Here is a 23123-nt window from a genome sequence, read left to right on the forward strand (position 1 = left end):
ATCGAAAGGAATACCCATGCCCAACAACCCCAATGAAGAGGTTGAGTTCGACCACGTTATTGATGGTGGTCACGCGCATGCGTCCGAGACCTCCCTGCACGCGGAGGACAAGGGTTACCACAAGAACCTGAAGCCGCGGCAGATCCAGATGATCGCGATTGGCGGTGCGATCGGTACCGGCCTGTTCCTGGGCGCCGGCGGCCGGCTCAACGCCGCGGGCCCGTCCCTGGTCATCGCGTACGCGGTGTGCGGGTTCTTCGCGTTCCTGATCCTGCGCGCCCTGGGCGAACTGGTCCTGCACCGGCCCTCCTCGGGCTCNTTAGGGTGCCTCGAAGTCAGAGCGGGCTCCCACGCGCCGGGGTTAAACATGCTTTCGGCAAGTGTTCATCACGCGTTGGGAAGACCGTGTCCGGATGTTCCGTGCGGCTGTGACGCCGATGAAGTTCCTCGACTCCCCACGCGGCCCCACGCGTCGGCACAGATGGTGTTGATTTCGATGAGTTCCTGGCCGGGGCCAGCGCCGCCCTTCGGTGTCGGCTCGACGGGCCGTCCGCTTTTGTAGTGGTTGGTCCAAAGATCACCGGCATGGTGGTGGCCTCGCTACAAAAAGGCCGGAGGCAGGGCTGTGTAGCCTTCTTCGCAGGACCCCGTCCAACACCACAGGAGGAACCATGACCCGACCGGCGACGCCGAGCCCGGCCCCGTCCCAGTCCCCGGCCCAGGCACCGCGCCCCGCGGCCGGGACCGGACCCCGCACGACCCGCCGGATATGGGATGCGCAGTCACTGGCCCTTATTTCCGTGTTCGCCGCGTTGATCGCAGCCTCGGCGATCGTCCCGGGCATCCCTGTCGGCGGCTTCGGGGTGCCCATCACCCTGCAGACCCTGGCCATCATGGTGACCGGCCTCGTCCTGGGCGGACCGCGTGCCGCAGCCGCCGTAGCGCTGTACCTCCTCCTGGCGTTCGCTGGCCTGCCGATCTTCTCCGGCGGCCGGGCGGGACTGCAGGTCCTCGCCGGCGGATCGGCCGGATACATCGCGGGGTTCATCCTCGCCGCCCTGCTTGTCGGCATGGCCGCGGAGCAGGTCATCCGGCGCGGCGCGGCCTCTGGTTCTTCCTCTCCGCCGTCGTGGTTACCGTGGTGGCATCGCACCTGCCCGGCGTGCTCGGCATGATGGTCAACCTCAAGCTGTCGTGGCCGGCTGCCTTCGCCAGTGACCTGATCTTCTACCCGGGCGACATTGTGAAGGACGCGGTGGCGTCCGCAGCAGCGGTGGCCGCGCACCGAGCCTTCCCGGACATCCTCGTGCGCCGGGTGAAGTGAGCGGGGCCGGACCCATGATGATCTTCGGCAGGACCGTGGACGACCAAACCCGCTGCATTCACTACCACACCCAGGAAGACGTGATAGCGATCAAGTTCAAGTGCTGTCGTCGGTACTATCCCTGCCATCTATGCCATGAGGCAGATCACCGGGCCCAAACGTGGCCGCGGAACGAGTGGTCCGAGCCGGCAGTTCTCTGCGGTGTCTGCAAAGGTGAGATGTCCATCCATACCTATCTGGCAACCTCATCGTGCCCCTACTGCGGCGCGCGTTTTAACGAACGGTGTGGCGCCCACACGCACCTGTACTTCCAAACGACGTAACGCCGGGCAACCGGGATGGATCCAAATCTGGCGACTCATTTGCGAGAGGGCCATGATGCAGATCCCGCCGCCAAGCAGGATGAAAATCCCGAGGCCAAAAAGCAGACCCGCGCCCAGTCCGGACGTAGGTGGCCTGACCGCGAGCACACCGGCAAGGGCCAAATAGACCCCGATGGGGATGAAGACTGCAGGTCCCGCGAGGAAGGTCTTGGCCAGCAGGTAGCCGAACAAGCCCAGTCTTGCCAGCAGGATCAGCCACCTGAGCGCATCAGCATTCACTGTCCGCCCTACGCTCCGTCTTGCCCGGCGACGCCAGTCAAAAGTTGACCGATCCACTACACGAAGCCCATGCAGGCCACGAAGATTCCAACTACGGCCACGTCAGCCATCAGCCACCTCGCCCATGACAAAGCCGTCACGTGCGCCGCGGTCGCCGGGCCGTTATCTTTCCAGTCCCCAGCATTCCCCGTCTCCTGAGTCCTAGAATGGCGTCAAGGCTTGATCCCGCACCACTGACCGAAGGGTTCATCAGCGTGAGTAATGAAAATGTAACGCCGGCCGCCACCACGGCGGCCCGTACCCTGTTCCGTGCCGCGCTTGGCGGTGTGCTCGTCGCACACGGGTCGCAGAAACTCTTCGGTTGGTTTGGCGGCGGCGGTATTGAGGAGACCAGCAAGGGCATGGATGCCATGGGCTTCCGCCCTGCGAAGACCAGTGCCATGCTGGCTGGTCTCGGTGAAGCCGGTGCCGGGCTGGCGCTTGCCCTGGGGTTCGCCACGCCTGCGGCGGGAGCGGCCGCTGCTACCACCATGGGGGTGGCGGCCAGTGTGCACGCGCCGAACGGCTTCTTCGCCATGGACGGCGGCCTGGAATACCCCGCAGTGCTCGGGCTTGCGGCCACGTCCTTCGCGATCGGGGGACCAGGGCGGGTTTCCCTGGATGCCCTCACCGGTCATGTTTTGGACAGGCCGTGGATGCGGGCAGTCGCCGTCACTGCCATACCGGTGGCTATCGGTATCCAGATTTACCGTCGCCGCCAGGCGCTTGCTGCAGACCACACGCCTGCCTCGAGCGCCACGCCGGCGGAGGACGGGTCCTCTCAACCGTCCTGAACCAGCATGCCGGTGCGCCACGCCAGCCCCCTCCCTTCTCGCTGCGTGATCCGGCTGCAGTACTTATCAGGCAGCACGGCAGCCCGGTTGGCACTGGATTCTTGAAGGTCACGGCTACTCCTTGCGCGTCGTAGCCTCACCAAGGGTGGGCCGTCCCCGCCGGAGCTTTCCGGCAGGAATACCGGGCCAGGTCTGACCCTCGTTGTATTTGCGTTGGAGTCGCTTGACTTCCTCCATCGTCGCGGCAACCACGAGATCAGAGAGCGAGGCGTACCCTTCCCCGGGTCCGGCGGCCTGAAGGGCCGCCCGGACCTGGTCAGCCTGATCGGCGGTGAAATATGGGTTGATGTGGGCAGCCGATTTCGCCTTTGAAAATGAACACGTTCCCCACTCGGTCGCCCCCGCGGGGTTAGGTTTGGGGTGGCGTGTCCCCGGCTCTTGCTCGGAACGACGTACCACCTGGGCGGGCGGCGTATATTGCAGGGCGCGCATCGCTTCCCTTACTTTCTCGCGGGTATCCGGAGCGACAACGTCCGGCTGGTTGAGAACATTGGAAACGGTCGCCACTGAGACGCCCGCTGCCACGGCCACATCTGCCATGCGTGCTGTAGTCGGCAATTGGTCTCCATCGTGAGTTTTTGATTGAGAGCCGGTCGTAAGAACGGCCCGTAAGGCGGAGGACCCGAGTGTCCGGCCCTCCGCCTCCCGATGCTCCGACAAGTTAGCCCTTGCCGTCCTGCTCCGAGGTCTCAAGGAGGACCCGTACGTCCCAGGCCCCCAGCTCGATCTTGGTGAGGTTGGTCTTCTCCGCATCGAGCAGGTCGTCCATGGAAGCCGGCGCGGCAACCGTGGCTGGTTCCCAGCCCCAGTTGTGCACGAAGTGGAGACGGCCACCGTCAGCACTTGTCGCGGAGTGGACGGTGACAGTCTCCGGCAAGTCTTCCCAGCCTGAGGCGTTTTCCGGGGCCAGCCAGCGCACCAGGTCCGCTGCAAGTTCCGTATTGGGCAACGTGCCGACGCTGGTGATCCTGCCGGCCCCCGCCGTCGTCGTGGTGATGGCGGGGTAGCGGCCGAATTGCGGGTGGACGTAGCTGGCAAGGGCTGTGCCATTCTGCTGCTCGAGGTAGTCGATCCACTGGGTCGCCAGGCTGCCCGTTGAAAGATGGAATCCTTCTGCCGCTTCCAGTTTGAGCGGGTCGGCGAGCTGCGAGAATTCCTGGTAGCTGACCCCTGCTTGTTCGGCGAGGCGGGAAGGTTTGGTTTCGAGCCGGGCCCGGGCTTCATGGTCCGCGTATGCGGTGCGCATTCCCAATACGAGGTGGCCGCCGGCTTCGGCGTAAGCCCGCAGCCAGTCCAGGAGTTCGTCGTCCGCAATGTACAGGCCCGCGGCAATCAGGACTGGCAGTTCCTTAGCCACATGGGCAGGGTCCATTCTCTGGCCCTCCGTGCCGGTGATCTGGCGGTCGTGCAGGATCCGAACGGGAGTTCCCGCCCGGAAGGCACCCTGGTAGAAGGCTTCGAAGATCTTCTGGTAGGAGCGTTCGTCTCCCGTCATGGGCGGCTCGGACAGGAAGCAGGGCTGGCCGGCCAGGCCCCACTTGGAGTCGTTGGAGTAGATCATGCCCACTTTCGCATCCGGTGTGAGGCCGACCAGGGCTTTGTCTGCAGTTTTGAGCTCGGCTCCGAGCTGGGCAAGTTCCCGATAGACGCGTCCGGGTTTCTGGTCGTGTGGAAGGACACCAACCCAGTAGGTTTCAGCGCCGTAGTGGTTGGTGGCCCAATGCCAGTATTCGATCATTTCGGCGCCCCGCGAGATGAACGCATAAGCAGCCTGTCGCCACTGCCCGTCAAACGCCGGGTACTGCATTGCTGACCCGCCGATTGCTCCTGCGTTGGTCTCGGTAACCAGGAAAGGTGCCTGTTTGGATGAGTACATACGGTCGCCGCTCTGGAAGAGCGTCCAGGCGCCGCTGGTCGCCCACCCCTGGGGTGAGCTTTTCGACGGCGGGATGGCGAACGCGTCCTGCATGGCGTAATAGGGGTTACCTGCCGTGACATCGAAATCCCGGGTCATGTCCTGATCGTGCTGCGAGGGACGGTCGTACGCGATGCAGGTGGTGACAAACTGCTCCGGGGTGGAGTACTCCCTCACGATGGCGGCCTGCCATTGAAGGAATTCGGTGGTGAGCCGCGCTTGAAACCGGCGCCAGGCCAGATCGTATTGCGGTTGGGCGTTGTTGTCCGGTGTCCAGAGGTCCGCCCACGTGGAGAGCTGATGGGACCAGTAGACCAGGCCCCATTCCTTGTTGAGGTTCTCCACCGTTCCGTACTGGTGCCGGAGTTCGTCTGTAAAGCGTTGGAAGACGCCGCGGTTGTGGAATGCGAGGAGGCCCGGCTCGTTGTCGACCTGGTAGCCGATTACCGCAGGGTGCGTCGCGAAGCGTTGGACGATTTTGCGGATGATCCGTTCGGCGTGGAATTTGAAAGCGGGATGGGTGTAGTCCACTTCCTGCCTGGCACCCCATCCCAGTTGCTGGCCGGTCTTCGGCTCTCCCGCGATTTCCGGGTAGCGGCGGGCAAGCCACATCGGAATGGCGTAGGTCGGGGTACCCAAGACCACGGAGATGCCGCGTTCGTGGGCTCCGTCCAGGACCGGGGCCATCCATTCCAGGGCAAATTTGCCGTCCTCGGGCTCCCATTGGGACCAGGTGGATTCACCAACGCGGATGACGGTCATGTTGGCCGCTGCCATGAGGTCGAGGTCCTGCTGGAGGCGGGGGGAGGGCTGGTATTCGTGGTAGTAGGCGGCGCCGAAGAGTACTTTGCGGGGTCGTTCAGTCATGGATTTTAACTTTCGTGGAGGAGGAGGGGTGCGTCACGCTTTGACGGCACCGGTGCCGAGGCCGGACTGCCAATACCGCTGAAGGAACAGGAACGCGGCCATGAGGGGGAGTACCGAAACCAGTGACCCGGTGATGACGGTGGAGAACAGCGCCTGGGATCCGGAACCGGCTGCCGATGCTGCCTGCCATTGGGCAAGTCCGACCGGAAGAGGGAACAGTTCAGGGCTGTTGAGCATGATCAGGGGGAGGAAGTAGTTGTTCCAGGAGGCGACGAGTGCGAACAGCAGCACCGTGATCGAGCCGGGTACGAGGAGCCGGAGGACGATTTGGAAGAAGATGCGCATTTCACCCGCCCCATCGACGCGGGCGGCTTCGATGAGTGAGTCCGGGACTGCGTCGGCGGCGTAGACCCTCATGAGGTACACGCCGAACGGGCTGACAAGGGACGGCAGGATTACTGCCCAGGGGGTGTTGGTCAGGTTTGCCCCGGCGAAGAGCAAGTACGTGGGGATGGCGAGGGCCGTCATGGGAATCATCACGGCGCCCAACACGAGGGTGAACATCGCGTCACCACCGGGGAACTTGTATTTAGCGAAGGCATACCCCGCGGCAGTAGCCAGAGATGATGCGCCCAGGCCACTGACGACGGCGTAGACCAGGCTGTTGATCATCCAGTGGAGGAAGACGCCGTTTTGGAAGGTGAAGACATTGTGCAGGTTTTCGGCCAGGTTCATGTGGGAGAACCAGAGGCCGAAACTGCTGAACAGGTCATCGTTTGCCTTGGTGGAGGCAACGACGAGCCAGAAGATCGGCAGGAGGAAATAGACCAGGCACAGCAGCATGGCGACGGTCAGGAGCGTGCTCCGGCCCGAGCGTCTGCGCCGCGCCGGCGCCGTAGCCTGGGTTCCTGTTGCGGGTCGGTCGGCGACTGTAGCCGTCATAATGCCTTTTCCCTTCTGTTCGCGGTCAGTTGAACCCCATAGCTGACGGCCATAATCACGATTCCAAGCAGGAAGGCGATGGCCGCTGCATAGTTGGCATCCTGATTGACGAAGGAAAGCTGAAAGGCGTACATGTTCGGCGTGTAATCCTGACCGATGGCTGCGGGGGCGATCACCCGCAGGAGGTTCGGTTCATTGAAGAGCTGGAATGATCCGATGACGGAGAAGATCGTGGTCAGCAGCAAGGCACCTTTGATGGCGGGTATCTTGATGGACCACGCCACCCTCCACTCACTGGCGCCGTCGACCCGCGCCGCCTCGTACAGTTCGGCGGGGATGGACCTGAGGGCCGCATACATCACGATCATGTTGTAACCGACGAATCCCCACGTCACGATGTTCATGATCGAGAAAAGGACGTTACCCCCGGCGAGGAAGTCCGGCGCCGGAAGCCCAAGCGACTTGGCCAGTTGCGCGAAGGGGCCGAAGTCTTTCCCGTAAAGGTAACCCCACATCAGTGTGGCGATCACGCTGGGAATCGCGTACGGCAGGAACACCCCGAGACGAATGAACTTTTGCAGGCGCAGCATCCCGCTGTCCAGGATGAGGGCGAAGAGCAGTGACAGGCCAAGCATGACCGGAACCTGGATTACAAGGAACAGCGCCATACGGCCGACTCCACTCAGGAAGGACGGGTCAGTCAGGGCGCGGGCGTAGTTGTCCATGCCGACAAACGAGATGCCTCCGATGAGTTGCTTCTTGAAGAGGGAGAGATAGCCTGCATAGCCGAGAGGTACCGCGACCATCAGAATGAAGGTGACCATGAAGGGCATGGACAGCGCGTAGGCTGCCACGTACTGGCGCCGCCGCGCGATGTTCGCCGTCTTCCTGCGCGGGGTCCGCTGTGCTTGCCGGGGAGCGGTTTCAGCTTGCAACGGTGAAGCCCTGTCCCTTGGCGTATTGCACCAGGTCATCCTGCCAAGCGGACAAGGCGGCGTTGAGATCGCCCCGGTCGCCGATGGCTTTGCCCATGGTCTTGTCGTAGCTGCTGGCGGCGTAGTCGTTGAACGGCAGGAACTGGAAGCCCTCCTGCACGGTCGAAGCGATGTCAGTGAACTCCTTGTTGACCTTCTGGCCACCGTAGAAGCTTGCTGCCGCATCGGCGAAGGCGGGGTTCTTGAGGGTTTTCGTCGACGGCGGGAACAGGAACTGTTCGTTGGCCAGGGTCAGTGCCGCCTTGTCATCCGTGTTGACGAAGCGGGCCAGCATGGCAGCGGCAATGGGGTTCTCGCTTGACTTCAGGACGGCGTCGGTTGAACCGCCGTAGTTGCCGCTGGCGGGCTTCGAGGGGTCCCACTGCGGCAGTGGTGCGGCGCGCCATTTGCCGGCCGTGCTCTTCGCGGTTCCCTGCAGGAACACCGGGCCCCACGCACCTGTCAGCCATGCCGCGTACTTTCCGTTGTTCAGGCCCTGGTACCAGGCGTCGGCAAAGTCGGGTTCGTTACCGATGTTCCCGGAACGGAAGAGATCGTTCCAGTAGGCGGTGACCTTCTTGCACGCGGCGTCGCCGGTGAGGTTGATTTTGACGTTCTTTGTTCCGTCGTATGAGAAGGGCCGGCCCCCGGCCTGCCAGAAGAGGCCCAGCATGTTCGCCTCCGAGCTGGGTGCCCAGTTCACGAGCATGCTCGATGGGTTCTTGCCCCGATAGTTCGAAACTGCGGCCGCGAAGTCGTCCCACGTCTTGGGTATGGCGATTCCGGCGGCCGTGAACAAGTCCTCGCGGTACAGCATCCCCATGGGGCCGGTGTCCTGCGGAACGCCGTAGATCCCCTTGCCACCGGGCGTCACGCCGTCCCAAACCCAGGCCGGGTAGTCGGCCTTCAGGTCACCGATGCCGTACGGGGACAGGTCCAACAGGTTGTCTGTAAGGGTGAACGAAGGAAGTTTGTCGAACTCCATCTGCACCACGTCCGGTGCACCCTTTCCAGCCTGTATCGCTGCCCGCAGCTTCTGGTAGTGCGCCCCGCCCTGGCCGACGTTCACTACCTCGACTTTGACGGCAGGGTACTTGGCCTGGAACAGGTCGACTTCTTTTTGGATGTCCGGCACCCACGTCCAGAAGGTCAGCTTCGTGTCCTTTTTCATGGCCGCATCAATATCAGCCTGGGATACGGGGGAGGAGGGGCCGCCCGACGCCGGGGACGTCCCACCGCCACAAGCGGTGAGAGCGCTAACACTTAGCGCAGCCAAAGGGAACGCGGCCAGGACGGAGCGACGTGAAATATCTCGTGGCATGACTTCTGCTTTCTATTGGGAGGGTGACGTGGGTGCGGCAGTTCGCCCGTAAGGTTGACGCGCCGCTGCGCCAGTGAACGTGGGTGGTGTTCGTTCTTACGGGAGGTGGTGAAGCTGGCCTGTCAGGCCAGACTGCCGAAGTAGGGTGCGGTGGATGCCCGCACGATCAGTTCGGTGGCAAGGTGAATGCTGGTGTTTTCCGCTTCGCGTCCCTCAATGAGATGAATGAGTTCGCGGACGGAACGTTCTGCGACGGAGGAAAAGTTTTGGCGAACCGTCGTGAGGGGAACCATTTGGTAGGCGGCTTCGGGAACGTCGTCGAAGCCGATCACTGATATGTCATTTGGGATGCGCATGCCCTGCTCGGTGAAGGCGCGGATGGCGCCCATCGCCATGTGATCGTTGGCGACAACGATGGCAGTCGCGGCCGCCCGATCGAGGGTCAGTGCCGCTTCGTATCCGGACTTGGGTGACCAATCACCTTCAAGGAGGGGGCCCGGGTTTAGTCCCAGGTCCTCCACTTCCTGCAGCCATCCGTCGCGGCGCTGGGCTGCTGAGTCCCAACTAAGCGGTCCGGCAAGGTGCGCAATCCGACGATGCCCGGAGTTGTAAAGATGGCGGACGGCAGTCCTCGTGCCTGCCACCTGATCCGAGTCGACCAGCACGTACTTGGCTGACTCGGTCGTTATGGGGCTCGTGGTGACCAAGGGCATGTCAGTCAGGGCAGACGCTTCGAGATGGAGGGCTCCCGCCACACCGGAAACAATCACTCCCTCAACGCCACGCACCATCAGATAATGAATGGCTTCTTCAAGTTGCGCCTCGGAAGCCTCTCTGACCGTGGTGAGTGTCAGGCCATAGCCAGCCTTCCAGGCAGCCTGTTCCAGGCTGAACAATCCCGCGGTGGGCCCGTAAAGAGAGCTTGCGGTTGCGATCAGCCCGATTTGATGGGTCCGTTGCGTAACCAGGGCACGGGCAGCTGCGTTCGGGCGATAACCCAAGGCCGCCACCGAACGCAGGACCTGGGCGCGGACCTGCGGCCGCACATTGGCTTCGTTGTTGACGACGCGGGACACCGTCTTGGCGGAAACCCCGGCATGAGCTGCGACGTCCGCAAGTCGGGGCAACGCCTGTTTTGATGCTTCTTTCGGTGATGCTCCGACAGCGCTGTCATTCATGAGTGTGATTTAACTCGCTTACTGACAGCGCTGTCAATGATAAGGCGCGTCTTCGTGACCCATTCGTTATAGTCCGACGTTGCGCGGACTTCGTTGAGGTGAGTGAAGCTGCGCCCAGCCCACCGACGTCGGTGGACTCGAGACCCTCTTCACCTTCCGGGTCGAAGCATGTCAGGGCAAAGAAGCCACTACAGGAGTGCTCCCGTGGGTTTGTTCTGTTGCGGGTCTCGATGTTGCGGAGTCGGGTGCTTCGCCTGCACCTTTCAGTTCGTCCAAAGTCGGCGGGTTGGCTCCGGCCCGCTGTACGGTGATGGACGCCGCTGTGGCTGCAGTGCGTCCCAGCTGCTCCAGGACAGCAGGGGCGAAGCCTTCAGTTCCGCGGGTGAGGAGACCAAGGATGAGCGCGGCCATGTAGGAGTCCCCGGCGCCAATGGTGTCCACGACCGAGGTCCTCACCGCAGGGATTGTGACGCCTGCGGCAGCGGAGGTGAATTGGGACCCTTCGGCCCCTTTTGTTATGACCGCCAGGCCGGTGCCGAGCCGGAGGATATGGTCGGCAATTTCCTCAAGGGTCTTGTTGGGATAGAGCCAGTGGGCGTCTTCGTCGCTGAGTTTCACGACGTCGGTCAGGGATACGAGTTCTTCGAAAATCCCTTTCGCTTCTGCATGGCTGCCCAGCAACGAGGGACGGATGTTCGGATCGTAGGTCACGGTGCACTGTGCGTGGGCTTGTTCCATCAGGGCCTTAACCACGCCCGCCCCGGGGTCCAGGAAGGTGGCTATGGAACCCGTGTGGAGGATTTTCGGCAAGTAGGCAGGCGTTGCTGGTGGCAATTCCCAGTGGATGTCGAAGCCGTACTCCGCGGAGCCGTCAGGCCCAAGGATTGCTGCGGCCGTTGCCGTGCGCGCGAGAAGCTTTGATCCCGGCAGGAGAGTCACTCCTGCCCGGTGTAGGTGCTCTTCTATCAGTGTGCCGCGTGCATCCGGGGCGATGGCCGTCAGCAGCCCGGTGGCGACGCCCAAAAGCCCTAGGCCGTAGGCGACGTTGGCCGGCGATCCACCGGGATGCTCAACCTGGCCGTCCGGAGTGGTGACCACGTCGACGAGTGCTTCGCCGACAACCAGGACGTCCAGGAAGCGTTGGGCGTCATGGGGAGTTGTTTTGGGGTTTGCCATGATCTTCTCTCCGGCAGGTGATGGTAGGGGAGCGGGCAGGCCATTCGGCGGCCGATGGCAGAATGGCCTGTCCGTAGCGTTTTGCGTTGGGTTATGACAGCGCGCTGATTTCGTTGATCGTGAGGTTGCCGAAGGTGGCAGTTCCCTCGTGTGCGTAAAGACGGATGCCATTGTCCCCGTCAAGGGGGAACACCCGGTGTGAGTGCACTACCCGTCCGTCTCCTACGAACAGTTCGACGCTTGTCCGGTCAACGAGGATGCGGAGCGTTAGGCGCCCTGCCGAGGGGTCGATGGGCGTCTGGCTTTCCCCGCCCGTTGGGTTGATGGTGGGTCGCCGGTTGACGTACACGAAGGGGCCGCGGAGGAATGCGCCGGCCGCGACGTGCCGGCCCCCGCCGGCTGCACGGCAGATCTCAAGACCAACGTTGGCGGGCGGGCTGGCCGGATCCCACCTCAGCTCACAGTTCAGGTCATAGGCCAGTGAGTTGATATCGAGGTCCCGGGTGCCGGTGACAGTGACGTCACCAAGGCGGTGGCTTTGCTTAACGTGGTCGCTCAGGCCGGCTGTCGGGGCTGAGACGAGGTGGTAGCTGGTGCCTTCCTTCTTCAGCCGGACATCGCGCACGATCATGTCGTCGCCGTTGTACGCATCAGTCGCCAGGGTCGGGGTGTTGTGGGGGTAGTCCCAGAAGTTCGCCCATCCGAGCGCCCGGCGCAGGGTGGCATCCTCTGCTCCGGAGGTGTCGTGGTGGGGGTAGGTGACTGCTCCGTAGAAGTCATAGCCGTAGTCCAGCCATTCCGGCTCGGCCTGGTCGGGAACAAAAGAGGTGCCGTTGAATGACCCGATCCAGTATGCGTAGGTTGCGGGCAGGCCGCGGCCTTTGCCGTTGGCGCTCGTGCCGAGGACCCAGTGCGAAGTACCGTCGTCGGCGGTCATTTGAAAAAGGTCGGGGCATTCAAGCAGCCCCAGATCAGTGCGGATGAACTCGCCGACCCGCTGCCAGGAGCGCAGGTTGGGGGATGTGTAGAAGCCGAGCTTCTGCCCTTCGGCGTTGACCATGAACCACTGACCCCGGTCGGCGTCCCAGATCACTTTCGGGTCGCGGAAGTCCTGTACTCCGGGGTTGGGCAGGACCGGGGCCGGGTCACCGGGCTGGAACGAGCGCCCGCGGTCCGTGGAGTACCAGAGGTATTGGGCCTGGCGGCCTTGGGGCGCCTGCGTTACGAGGGCGATCACGGCGTTCTCGCCGTATCCGGCAGTGTTTCGTTCGTCGATGACAAGGCATCCTGACCAGCAGTCGCCGTTGTCGTTGCTGAACTTTGGAATGGCGACGCCGCGGTCGCGGAAGGAGACGTGGTCGGTGGTGGTCGCGCGGCGCCACGATGTGCCTCCACCACCCTGTAGGTAATCGCCGTTGTAGAGGTAGTAGTAGTGGTATTCGCCATCGATATAGATGGGCCGCTGAGGGTCGTTTTTCCAGTTGTCGGGGACGCTGAAGTGATAAGTCGGGCGCATGCGGGTTGGTCCTTTAAAGGGCGGCTTGGCCGGAGTGGCGCTTGGGGTCTCTGGTGGTGCTGCTCCTGCCGGCTGGGCCAGGGAGGCGGAGAGTGCGAGCGATCCTGTGAAGGCAACCGCTCCACTTCCGGTGAGGAGGGCACGCCGGGAGACAGGGGGTAAATTTTGCATGGGTTCCCTTTCGGTAGACAGCTTCGGTGCTGCTACAGCATGGATATTGATGTTTTCGGGCAGCGCAGGGCGGTGCTGCTGTCGTATTCGATGTACCGTGCACCTGCCAGGACAGACGGGACGGGTAGCCCGTTTGTGAAACAGGATTTCAGGTTGCAGGCTGCGGTTCCGTTGAGAGTGCGTGGCCGCCGCCGGCGCCTGGCCGGTAGAGGTGGCAGCGGACCCAGTGGCGGTCCAGCGGATCGCCCACCTGGTGCCGGACGGGTTCCTCGGCTGAGCAGCGCTGACCCGGATCGCCTTCGAAGCGGCAGGTGGTGGAAGCCATGACAGCCTGCCGGAGCCGGGCGCGCTGAACGGGGTCGTAGGAGCCGGCACGGGCCGGATCCGGAACAGCCGAGACCAGCAATTGGGTGTAGGGGTGGGCCGGGTTGGCCAGCAGGTCCAGGGATTCGCCCTCTTCCACGATTTCGCCGGCGAACATGACAGCCGTCCGGTCCGCGAGGTACCGGGCTGAGGCGAGGTCGTGGGTGATGTAGAGCATGGAGATGCCCTGTTCATCGCGTAGTTTCCGCATCAGGTTCAGCACGCCGATGCGAACTGAGACGTCCAGCATGGACGTTGGTTCGTCGGCCAGGATGACTTGAGGTTCGACGGCGAGCGCGCGTGCGATGGCGACCCGTTGACGTTGCCCGCCTGAGAGTTCGTGGGGGTAGGAGTTGAGCATGTCAGCCTGCAGCCCGACGGTGGTCATGAGCTCCTCGAGACGATGCCGGGTCTGCTCTTCGGTTCCGCGCCGGCCGGAGCCGCCTTTGCCGTGAATCACGAGTGACCGTCGCAGGAAGTGCTCGACCCGGTGTACGGGGTTGAGGGAGCCGAAGGGGTCCTGGAAGACCATCTGAAGCCGGGAGCGGAACGTGCGTGAGGCCTGGAAGCGGTCGCGTTTGAGGACGTCGACGCCGTCGAGCAGTATGGCGCCTTCGCTGGGTTTCTCAAGCCTCGCGACACAGCGGGCCAGGGTGCTTTTGCCGGAACCTGATTCCCCGACGAGTGCCACGATTTCTCCGCGGCCGATGGTGAGGTCTACATGGTGCAGTGCCCGGACGGTCTGGCTGGAGAACAGGCCGCCGGTGTGGAATGACTTTCCCAGTCCGCGCACCTCCAGGGCCGGGGTCCGGGTGGAAACATCCGGCCGTGTTGGGGAGTGGACGGTGTGGCTCATTGTGCTGCTCCTTCAAAGACGGCGGCTTCGGCGTCAAACGGTGCCACGAAGTGGCGCGGCGCAATTTCGGTAAGGTCCGGGATGTTCTGGAACTTCACGCCTTCGGGCAGGCCCTTGAGCGGGACCCGCGGGCCCGTGAGCGGCGGGAAAGCGCCCATGAGGGCCTGGGTGTAGGGGTGGCCGGGTGTGGTGTAGATGTCCTGGGCTTTGGCGGTCTCCACGATGCGGCCGCCGTACATGACGGCCATGCGGTGGGAGAGTTCCACCATCAGGGACATGTCGTGGGTGATGAACAGGACGGAGAAGCCCAGTTCGCGCTGGAGGTCCTTGATCTGCGCCATGATCTCCTGTTGCACCACCACATCCAGCGCGGTGGTTGGCTCGTCCAGAATCAGAAGTGACGGCTTCAGGGCGACGGCCATGGCGATAACGGCGCGTTGCCGCATCCCGCCGCTGAGTTGATGCGGATACGACTTGAGGCGGCCCGGATCGATTCTCACCAGCTCCAGCAGCTGTGCTGCGCGTCGAAGGGATTCCTGGCGCGAGTAACCGGCGTGCGTGGTGAAAATGTCGGCCATCTGCTCCCCGATGGTCAGCACCGGGTTCAGCGAATTCATGGCTGACTGGAACACCATGGCAACGTCCTGCCAGCGAAAACGGCGCAACTCGTCCTGGCTCATCGCCAGCACGTTCCTGCCTCCGAAGGAGATGCTGCCGGCAGCGATCTTCGCCGGGTCCTTGAGCAGCCGCATGATTGAGTTGGCGATGGTCGACTTTCCACAACCCGATTCGCCGGCCAGCCCGAACACCTCACCGGCGCCGATGCTGAAGGAGACGTTGTCCACGGCCGTGGTCGAGCGGGTGTCTCCGATGTACTTGACGGTGAGGTTCTTGACGTCGAGGACTGGTTCGTGGGAGCCGAAGGAGGTCTGGGAGACGGTCACTGTGCCGCGCCCCTTTCGGTGGGTGCGGGTTTGCGGATCTTCCGCAGCCGCGGGTTGGTTACTTCGTCGACTGCGTAGTTGATGAGTGCCAGGGCGAATGCCACCAGGGCGATGCAGAGGCCGGAGGGGACGAAGACCCACCAGCTTCCGGTGAGCAGGGCGCCTTCGTTTCCGGCCCAGAAGAGGTTGTTTCCCCACGAGACGGTGCTGACGTCCCCCAGGCCAAGGAATTCGAGGCCGGCCTGGGCCCCGATGCCGTAGATGACGCAGGCAAGGAGTGTCCCCATCACGATTGATGCCATGTTCGGCAGGATTTCGCGGAACATGATGCGGCCAGCGCGCTCACCGGACACGACGGCGGCAGCTACGAAGTCCTTGGAACGGATGGACAGGGCCTGTGACCGGAGAACGCGAGCCGAGCCGGCCCATCCGGTGACGGTGAGTACCAGGATCACGGTGCCCAGTCCCGGGGGCAGGAAGGCGGCCAGGATGACGAGCAGCGGCAGGCCGGGAAGGAGGAGGAAGACGTTGGTCAGCAGCGACAGTGTTTCGTCGACGAATTTCCCGAAATAGGCCGATGCCAGCCCGACGAGGATACCGACGAAGGTTGACGCAAACCCGACGGTAAGGCCCACGAACAGGGAACTCCGGGCGCCGTGGACGGTCAGGGCGAGCACGTCCTGGCCCTTGGCAGTGGTTCCGAGCCAGTGCTCGCCGTCCGGTTCCAGTGAGGCCATGCCGGTGATCCGGGAGGGGTCGCCCGGGAACAGCATGGGCGCGGCCAGCGCCAGGACGATGAAGACGAGCATGATGGCCATGCCGGTCATGGCCTTCTTGTTGGTGGTGAGTCCGTGGATGAAGCCGCGGTTGGTTTTGCGGGCAGCTTTTGCTTCGGTTGGCTGCTGTAGGATAACGCTGGTCATGGTCGGTCCCTTGGTTACGGGGTACGCAGTGCTCAGTTGCTGCGCACGCGGGGGTCGAGGCGGACGTAGAGGATGTCCACCAGGAAGTTCGCCAGCAGCACGGCGGCGGTGATGGTCAGGAACAGGCCCTGCATGAGTGGGTAGTCAAGGCCCTGGACGGCGTTGAGGAGTTGGTAGCCGACGCCGGGGTAGGCGAACACCACCTCGGTGAGAAGGGCCCCGCCCACGACGAAGCCCAGGCCCATGCCGAAGCTGGTGACGGACGGAAGCATCGCGTTCCGGGCGGCGTACCGGAGCATGATGCGGGCCGGGCGGAGGCCCTTTGCTTCGGCCATGGTGATGTAGTCCTCGGAGTTGGTGGCGATCATGGTGTTCCGCATGCCAAGCATCCAGCCACCGATGGAGACCAGCACGATGGTCAGCGCCGGCAGTACGAGGTGGGCGGCGACGTCTCCGAGGAACTCGGTGGTGAACGCCGGCTCCAGGCCGTCCGTGAACGCGTGCCGGATCGGGAACCAGCCCAACACCACGCCGAACAGGTACAGCGCGCCCATCGCGAGCCAGAAGTATGGAAACGAACCGATGAAGACCAGCACGGGAGGCAGGGCTGAATCGACCGCGCCGCCGCGGCGCCACGCTGCCAGGATGCCCAGCAGGTTACCGACGACGGCGGCAATCACCAGGGCGGTCCCGCCGAGCAGCAGGGTCCAGCCGATCTGGGACGAGTTGACCTCGGTGACCGGTGTGGGGAACCGTGAAATCGATACCCCCATCTGCCCGGTGAGGATGTTCTGGAGGTAGCCGGCGTACTGTTCCCAGATGGGCCGGTCGTCGACGCCGAGCAACTTGCGCAGGGCCTCAATCTGTTCGGGCTGCATTCGGTCCTGGGAGCGGGCGAACATTCGGGAGACGGGGTCCCCGGGCATGAAGCGGGGGAGCAGGAAATTCAGGGTGATGGATGCCCAGAAGGCGATCAGGTAGAAACCCAGGCGGCGCAGGATGAAGCGCACGGTTTCCCTCCAATTCGGGAGTGGTGAAGTGTGGGGGCTGGCCGCCGGATAGTCCGGCGGCCAGCGGTGTCGCGCGGTGGGCGGCCAGGCCCTTACTTGCGCGGTTCCAGGCTGGTCAGCACCAGAACCGTGGTGGGTGCGCGAACCGAGAGGGTGGCGTAGGGGTTGTCCTGGGTGGGCCAGCCAATGAAGCGGGTGTCGTTGTAGGCACCCCACTCCGGGCCGGAGAAGAGCGGCACCAGCGGTGCGGCGTCGTTGTACTCTTCCTGCAGCTTGTTGGCAATGTCCTTCTGCTTGGACTGGTCCGTGGCGGTAGCGAACTCCGTCAGCAGGGCATCGGCTTTGGGGTCGCCGAAACGGTGGTAGTTGTCGAACGTCTTGGTACCCACCGGCTTCACCGTGGAGGAGCCCATGGAGGTGTTGAAGTACTTGTACGGGCTGGGGTCGTTGGCGCTCCAGACGATGCCGGAGTCAAAGTCACCGGTTTCGTAGCCTGACACAACAGCGGCCCAGTCCGGGGAGTCCACTTTCGCGGTCACACCGACTTCTGCCAGGTTCTGGGAGATCACGTTGGCAACCGAGAGCCAGTCGGACGAGCTTGAACCCACGGAGATCTTGAACTCGAACGGCTTGCCGTCCTTGAGCGTGCGCTTGCCGTCGGCGCCCTTGGCGTAGCCCGCCTTGTCCAGCAGCTCATTGGCTTTCTGGACGTCGTGGTTGGTCCAGGTGCAGTTGTCCTTGACCTGGCTGTTCTTCCAGGTTTCGTAGTTGCCGGACAGGCCGGTGCAGTCCGCGGGCTGGGCGTAGCCGCTCATGCCGATCTTGGTGACCTGGTCCCGGTCCACGGCCATGCTCAGCGCCTTGCGGACGTCCACGTCGTTGAACGGCGCCCTGGTGGTGTTCAGCTGCCAGTTGATCATGGCGCCGGTCGGCGGGAACCAGTAGTGCCGGTGGTCCTTGTCCTTTGAGACGAAGGTCTTCCCGATGTTCGGAATGTACTGCGGAGCCCAGTCCACGTCGCCGTTGGCTGCGGCGAGGTTGGCGCCGTCGTTCCCGGCGAAGGCGAGCATCTTGATGCCGGCGATCTTCTGTTTCTCCGGCTGCCAGTAGTTGGGGTTCTTCTTCAGCACGAAGGACTGGGCCTGGAAGCTGTCCACCTCGGTGTACGGCCCGGTGCCTACCGGTTTGGCGTTGGCCTCCTTCTCCGGATCGGCCAGTGCGGACCAGATGTGTTTGGGCAGGATGCTGAGTTGGCCGACGTCGTAGAGTGCGGGGGACCAGGGCTTGTTGAAGTTGAACGTGACCTTGTTGCCTTCTGCGCTCACGCCGTCGAGGTACTCGTAGCCGCCCTTCAGCTTCTTCTGAAGCTCGAACGTGTAGGCCACGTCGTCGGCAACCAGGGGCTGGCCATCGGACCACTTCACACCATCGCGCAAGGTGAAGGTGATGGACTTGCCGTCGTCCGCGGCCTTCCAGTCGGTGGCGAGCCACGGCACGGTGTTCCCCTGGGCCGGGTTGAAGACCAGGAGGGACTCGTAAATGGACTGCTGGACCATGGGGTTGACGGTGGGTGCGAACGGGTTGAAGTTCTGCACGAACGTGCCCATGTCTTCACGGGGAATGGTGAGGAACGCGCTCGCGTTGGCCGCGGCGTCGGTGCCGCCGGGCTTGTTGCCGGTGGCGGCGCAGCCGGTCAGCAGCATCGCGCCTACGGCCAGTCCGGCCGCGGCAATGCGGGCAGACGTAAAGAACCTGGTTTGTGTCATGATGGTTTATCTCTTCCTGTCTTCATCAGCAAGGTGAAGGGTGGGTGGGGATGTGCTCTTCGACGTTGATTTCGCGGTCAGACCGAAGAGCGTTCTAGCAGCGGACAGTCGACCAACTGCTGGCCGGCAGTGATCGGCTGTCCTGCTGTAAGGGCGGCAAGCGTCTGGACTCCCAGAGCGCCCATCTTTTCGAACGGCAACGCAACCGTGGTCAGCTTGGGCCTGAGGTAGGCTGCGATGAGTTCCTGGTTGTCGAAGCCGATCACGGCGATGTCACCGGGGATGGCCAGGCCACGTTCCTTGATGGCGTCGTAAGCGCCCATGGCCATGCGGTCATTGAGGCAAAAAAGTGCGGTTGGCCTCTCCTTGGCCGGGTACCGGTCAAGGATTTGGCAGGCAGCGTCATAGCCGCCATCTGCCGTTGCATACCCGGCCACCACCAGCTCCGGATCGAGCTCAAGGCCTGCGTCGGCCAGGGATTCCCGGACCCCCTGCAGACGCCCGACAGCTGCAGGGATGCCCGGGTCCAGGTTGATCACACCGATCCTGGTGTGGCCGGCCTGGAGGAGGCGTTCGATGGCCACCCGTCCGCCGGCCCTTTCGTCGGGGACGATCGAGGGCAGCTTTCCGTCCAGGTCGAAACAGTTGACGAGCACCGTGGGCACTTCGTGCGCGCTTGGGGGCACATGTACACCGCGGTGGTGCGTTGCCGCGTACAGCAGGCCTTCCACCCGCTGCTCCAGCAACTTCTCAACGGCAGCCTCCTCCATTCCTTGGTTGGGGCCGGCCGTATCGCCCTGGTCCGACGGGGCAATAAGCAGGAATCGATGGTCGATCCAGGCCTGGTCCTGGGCGCCTTTGATGATGTCCACTGCGAAGGGTGCGGTCACGATCTCGGTGACAATCCCATACCAGTCGCTGCGCTGGGATGCCAACGCCCTGGCCCCGGCATTTGGACGGTAGCCCAAGGCCTGGACGGCGTCGGCGATCCGGGTCCGCGTCTCTTCCGAGATGCTGGCGTTTTCGCGGTTGCTCAGCACGAATGAGACAGCCGTCCGTGAGACTCCGGCATGCTTGGCGACGTCACTCATGGTGACACCACGCTGCCGTGCAGCAACGGGTTTGCTTGAGGAGGCGTTTTTCGCCATTGAATGCTCCAGTGGTCTTCATTGAGCCGGGTAGTGCCAGTTCTGCCGGGAGGACAACTGTCCAGCCCGGTTGCAAGTAACTCGCGTTACCTTGCGCGTGTGGTCAAAGTTACCCGCGTTACTAAGGGGTGTCAATAGCCGCTGGTGGGCGCGGACATCCCCAGCCGTTTTCCGGCCGGGACGTGTGGCGGTTAGGGACGGTTCTTGAAGGACTCGACCTTCCCCGGGTCTCTTTCGACCACCGGGCCGAGGATCTCATCGATTCTCACGAGAAGTTCCGGGTCAAGCTTGACTCCTGCAGCCTGGACGTTGTCGACGAGTTGCCCGGGCCGGGATGCTCCCACGATGGCTGCCGAGACGTTGGGGTTCTGCAGTACCCATGCGACAGCGAAGGCTGCCATCGACAGTCCGGTCTCTTCGGCCAGGGGTTTCAGTTGCTGGACACGGGTGAGGATGTCCTCGCTGAGAAAGCGGTGGTCGTTTTTCAGGCCGCCGTTGTCGGCGCGGAAGCGGGAACCCTGTGGGGCCGCGGCGCCGGGAGCGTACTTGCCGGTGAGGACTCCCTGGGCGAGCGGAGACCAACAGATCTGGCTTATGCCCAGCTCCTCGCTCAGTGGAACGATTTCCTGTTCGATGACGCGCCAGAGCATGGAATACTGCGGCTGGTTGGAGATGAGCTGGATGCCAAGTTCGTTGGCCAGGGCGGCGCCCGACCGTAGCTCGTCCGTCGTCCACTCTGAGACCCCGATATAGTGCGCTTTCCCGGCCCGGACGATATCGGCAAAGGCCTGCATGGTCTCTTCCAGCGGGGTCTCGTAGTCGTATCTGTGGGCCTGGTAGAGGTCGACGTAGTCGGTTTGGAGACGGCGCAGCGATGAGTTGATGGACTCCATGAGGTGTTTTCGTGACAGGCCGCGGTCGTTCCGGCCGTCCCCCGTTGGGAAGTAGGCCTTGGTGAAGATCTCGACGCTTTCACGGCGGGTCCCTTTGAGCGCCTCGCCCAACGCTTGCTCGGCCCGGGTTCCGGCATAGGCATCGGCGGTGTCGAAGGTGGTGATGCCCAAATCCAGTGCTTGCTTGACGCACTGCGTCGCTGCATCCTGGTCAATCTGCTCACCGTGTGTGAACCAGTTTCCGTACGCGATTTCGCTGATGTATAGGCCGGAGGATCCCAGCTTGCGGTGTTCCATCAGGCTTTTTCCTTTCCTAAATCGATGAGTTGGAGCGCAGCGTCGGCTGTGCCCCCAGTGGAGTACAGGGTGAGGGATTTCTGGGCACGGTCAGGGAAGATCAGTTCAGTCACGGTGGCGAGCCCATAGTTGGCGAAAATTTCCACGGAGCAGTGGTCAACGAAGATCTGGAGCGCGTAACTGCCGTCCTGCCGGGCGGCAATCGGAGCGAGGCTGGTGGAGGGGAAAGCTTCGTGAAAGCCGGTGTCCCCGGAGCGGGTACGGTCCACGATGAGTTCTCCGCTGCGGGGCCGGATCCCGATCCGCGTCCCGGCCGTGCCGTCGGCTGAACCCCTGACAACAAGGCCGAACTCCTCGGCACCGCCCGGCGTAAAGATGATGTCAATGGCCTGTACTGCTGCGCCGCCCTCGACTGCTGCCTGGCCGTTTATGGTTAGCCACTGCAAGGGGCCGGACTCCGACGTTGCTTTTACTTCCGGCGCGGGTTGCTGAACGAGCCTGGGTTGACCGTTCACGGAAACAAGGGAAATGTCCCTGACCAGGCTCATGGGACTGCGCCAGGGAGCGGTGGGAATGTGGTTGGCATACTGCCAGTTGTTCATCCAGCCGATCATCAACCGCCGGTTTTTTGGAACGTTGCTGAACGAGACGGCTGCATAGTAGTCCCGGCCCCAGTCAAGCCACTGGTAGTCGGGTACGCGCTCCGGATCCTGCAAACCCTCGGTGAGGCTTGTCTCGGAGCGGAACGTGGCGCCGTCGAACTCTCCCACAAAATACTGGCCTGCCGACCCGCCGTTCGGGCCTCCGGGGTTCATGTTCACCGTCAGGACCCATTTCCTGACCGAGGTGTCACCGTTCAGCGGCAGCTCGAAGAGGTCCGGGCACTCCCAGATCCCGCCGGTGCCGTTTGCAGGGCCGAAGGTGCTGAGGTATTCCCAGTTCTTGAGGTCTTCCGAGCGGTAAAGCAGGACAGTGAAGTCATGTGCTTCGACGGCCACCATGACCCAGTAGCTGCCGCCCGGGCCGTCATAGCGGAAGACTTTTGGGTCCCGGAATTCCGGTGAGTTCCTGGTGAGGACCGGGTTGCCGGCATACTTCGTCCAGGCGTAGCCGCCGTCAGTGCTCCATGCGATGGACTGGGCCTGGGTGCCCTGATGGGGGGAACCCGGTTTGTATGCACTCGTGTAGATGGCCACCAAGGGGGCTTTTCCGTCTGCGCCGAATCCACTGGTGTTGCCGGTGTCCACCACGACGCTGCCTGAGAAGATTTCCTCGGTTTCATCGCAGGGGATTGCTACCGGTTGTTCCTCCCAGCTGACCAGGTCTGCTGAGGTGGCATGGCCCCACGACATGTTGCTGTGAACGTTTCCGTAGGGGTTGTTCTGGTAATAGAGATGGTAGACGCCCTCGTGGAAGACCAGTCCGTTGGGATCGTTAAGCCATGTGTTCCTGGCAGCGTAGTGGATGGCCGGCCGGTAGGTGTCGAGGGTCGGGGTGACGCTGTTCATTGTTCTCGTTTGATGGCCGTGTGCGCGGTCCGCAGTGCCATGGAGAGGCCGTGGGTTGGCATGAAGATGCTGCCCTGACCCGGGCAGGCGGCGCCTGGGCCGGCCTGAAGAATCGGGTTTTGTGTCATGATGGAATATCTCTTTCCTGTCTTCATCAGCAAGGTGAAGGGTGGGTGGGGGATGTGCTCTTCGACGTTGATTTCGCGGTCAGACTGAAGAGCGTTTTAGCGGCGGACAGTCGACCAACTGCTGGCCGGCAGTGGTCGACTGTCCTGCTGTCAGGGCGGCGTCCACCAGGTGCCACGTTCTGGAAGGCGCTCACCGTCATATCTCCGGAGGTGGCTAAACGGCGTCCTTCGACGACGCCGCATTTCCCGCCGCCGCCATTGAACCGTCACCTGTACTTCTTGAGGAAACGCGCCCTCTCCCGGGAGGGCTTGTGGCCAACACCTTTAGGTAACGCGCGTTACTTTGATGTGATCCACGTTACCCGCGTTACCCCTCGGCTGTCAAAGAGCGCCAGGGTGTGGAGCCCG

21 protein-coding genes and 1 pseudogene are annotated in these 23123 nt (G+C 63.1%); 5 read left to right on the top strand and 17 right to left on the bottom strand.

The annotated features are described in order from the left end of the window. Positions 1–16 precede the first annotated feature (16 nt). The 4 genes and pseudogenes from BACI349Y_RS20560 to BACI349Y_RS16225 all read left to right on the top strand — a co-directional run. Positions 17–318: pseudogene (locus BACI349Y_RS20560) on the top strand (amino acid permease); the annotation flags it as partial. 353 nt (positions 319–671) lie between these two features. Next, complete coding sequence (locus BACI349Y_RS20450; protein WP_328699865.1) at positions 672–1175, top strand: biotin transporter BioY; 504 nt, start codon at positions 672–674, stop codon at positions 1173–1175. Beyond that, entirely contained in the window at positions 1142–1324 is a 183-nt protein-coding gene (locus BACI349Y_RS20455; protein ID WP_328699866.1) for a hypothetical protein, read from the top strand. The genes BACI349Y_RS20450 and BACI349Y_RS20455 overlap by 34 nt, the downstream gene beginning before the upstream one ends. Before the next feature lie 17 nt (positions 1325–1341). After that, positions 1342–1647, top strand: a complete 306-nt coding sequence (locus tag BACI349Y_RS16225) for a CHY zinc finger protein (RefSeq protein WP_328699875.1) — start codon at positions 1342–1344, stop codon at positions 1645–1647. On the opposite strand, the gene BACI349Y_RS16230 is transcribed toward BACI349Y_RS16225, so the two are convergent. Continuing rightward, positions 1570–1926, bottom strand: coding sequence for a hypothetical protein (locus BACI349Y_RS16230; protein ID WP_159633084.1), 357 nt, complete (start codon positions 1924–1926; stop codon positions 1570–1572). The two genes, BACI349Y_RS16225 and BACI349Y_RS16230, sit on opposite strands and share 78 nt — an antisense overlap. A gap of 254 nt (positions 1927–2180) precedes the next feature. Between BACI349Y_RS16230 and BACI349Y_RS16235 the strand changes: the two genes are divergently transcribed. After that, complete coding sequence (locus BACI349Y_RS16235) at positions 2181–2759, top strand: DoxX family protein (RefSeq protein WP_201302463.1); 579 nt, start codon at positions 2181–2183, stop codon at positions 2757–2759. Positions 2760–2873: 114 nt separating this feature from the next. Here BACI349Y_RS16235 and BACI349Y_RS20460 read toward each other — a convergent pair whose 3' ends face one another. The 16 genes from BACI349Y_RS20460 to BACI349Y_RS16315 all read right to left on the bottom strand — a co-directional run bounded on the left by BACI349Y_RS20460 (position 2874) and on the right by BACI349Y_RS16315 (position 22587). Further along, positions 2874–3359 carry a ParB family protein gene (locus BACI349Y_RS20460; RefSeq protein ID WP_328699867.1) on the bottom strand — a complete coding sequence of 162 codons (486 nt, stop codon included), beginning with the start codon at positions 3357–3359 and terminating at the stop codon, positions 2874–2876. A 121-nt stretch (positions 3360–3480) separates the two neighbouring features. Beyond that, positions 3481–5601: a beta-galactosidase gene (locus tag BACI349Y_RS16245; protein ID WP_159633087.1), complete on the bottom strand. Its 2121-nt coding sequence runs from the start codon at positions 5599–5601 to the stop codon at positions 3481–3483. Positions 5602–5634: 33 nt separating this feature from the next. Then, positions 5635–6543 carry a carbohydrate ABC transporter permease gene (locus BACI349Y_RS16250; protein WP_159633090.1) on the bottom strand — a complete coding sequence of 303 codons (909 nt, stop codon included), beginning with the start codon at positions 6541–6543 and terminating at the stop codon, positions 5635–5637. Next, positions 6540–7478 (bottom strand): carbohydrate ABC transporter permease, encoded by a 939-nt coding sequence (locus BACI349Y_RS16255; RefSeq protein WP_224025969.1) that lies wholly within the window; start codon positions 7476–7478, stop codon positions 6540–6542. Before BACI349Y_RS16255 ends, BACI349Y_RS16250 begins: the two co-directional genes overlap by 4 nt. Continuing rightward, positions 7468–8688 (bottom strand): ABC transporter substrate-binding protein, encoded by a 1221-nt coding sequence (locus BACI349Y_RS16260; protein WP_236560864.1) that lies wholly within the window; start codon positions 8686–8688, stop codon positions 7468–7470. Before BACI349Y_RS16260 ends, BACI349Y_RS16255 begins: the two co-directional genes overlap by 11 nt. Positions 8689–8960: 272 nt before the next feature. Then, positions 8961–10016: a LacI family DNA-binding transcriptional regulator gene (locus BACI349Y_RS16265; RefSeq protein WP_159633099.1), complete on the bottom strand. Its 1056-nt coding sequence runs from the start codon at positions 10014–10016 to the stop codon at positions 8961–8963. A 171-nt stretch (positions 10017–10187) separates the two neighbouring features. After that, a complete protein-coding gene (locus BACI349Y_RS16270; RefSeq protein ID WP_159633102.1) occupies positions 10188–11192 on the bottom strand; it encodes a carbohydrate kinase family protein in 1005 nt (334 codons plus the stop codon). A 91-nt stretch (positions 11193–11283) separates the two neighbouring features. Then, the gene (locus BACI349Y_RS16275; protein WP_159633105.1) at positions 11284–12708 is read right to left on the bottom strand and encodes a glycoside hydrolase family 32 protein; all 1425 of its coding nucleotides are present in this window, start codon (positions 12706–12708) and stop codon (positions 11284–11286) included. 319 nt (positions 12709–13027) lie between these two features. Beyond that, on the bottom strand, positions 13028–14098 hold the full coding sequence (locus tag BACI349Y_RS16280; RefSeq protein WP_159633108.1) for an ABC transporter ATP-binding protein: 1071 nt from the start codon (positions 14096–14098) through the stop codon (positions 13028–13030). Beyond that, positions 14095–15042 (bottom strand): ABC transporter ATP-binding protein, encoded by a 948-nt coding sequence (locus BACI349Y_RS16285; protein WP_159633111.1) that lies wholly within the window; start codon positions 15040–15042, stop codon positions 14095–14097. The genes BACI349Y_RS16280 and BACI349Y_RS16285 overlap by 4 nt, the downstream gene beginning before the upstream one ends. Continuing rightward, entirely contained in the window at positions 15039–15965 is a 927-nt protein-coding gene (locus BACI349Y_RS16290; RefSeq protein WP_159633114.1) for an ABC transporter permease, read from the bottom strand. Before BACI349Y_RS16290 ends, BACI349Y_RS16285 begins: the two co-directional genes overlap by 4 nt. A gap of 32 nt (positions 15966–15997) precedes the next feature. Next, complete coding sequence (locus BACI349Y_RS16295) at positions 15998–16975, bottom strand: ABC transporter permease (protein ID WP_159633117.1); 978 nt, start codon at positions 16973–16975, stop codon at positions 15998–16000. A 92-nt stretch (positions 16976–17067) separates the two neighbouring features. Beyond that, positions 17068–18741 (bottom strand): ABC transporter substrate-binding protein, encoded by a 1674-nt coding sequence (locus tag BACI349Y_RS16300; RefSeq protein ID WP_159633120.1) that lies wholly within the window; start codon positions 18739–18741, stop codon positions 17068–17070. 77 nt (positions 18742–18818) lie between these two features. Then, positions 18819–19832, bottom strand: a complete 1014-nt coding sequence (locus BACI349Y_RS16305; RefSeq protein ID WP_236560865.1) for a LacI family DNA-binding transcriptional regulator — start codon at positions 19830–19832, stop codon at positions 18819–18821. 248 nt (positions 19833–20080) lie between these two features. After that, a complete protein-coding gene (locus BACI349Y_RS16310; protein ID WP_159633126.1) occupies positions 20081–21079 on the bottom strand; it encodes an aldo/keto reductase family protein in 999 nt (332 codons plus the stop codon). Continuing rightward, positions 21079–22587 carry a glycoside hydrolase family 32 protein gene (locus tag BACI349Y_RS16315; protein ID WP_159633129.1) on the bottom strand — a complete coding sequence of 503 codons (1509 nt, stop codon included), beginning with the start codon at positions 22585–22587 and terminating at the stop codon, positions 21079–21081. The genes BACI349Y_RS16310 and BACI349Y_RS16315 overlap by 1 nt, the downstream gene beginning before the upstream one ends. Positions 22588–23123 lie beyond the last annotated feature (536 nt).

Source organism: Arthrobacter sp. 8AJ (assembly GCF_902506025.1).
Taxonomy (GTDB): domain Bacteria; phylum Actinomycetota; class Actinomycetes; order Actinomycetales; family Micrococcaceae; genus Arthrobacter.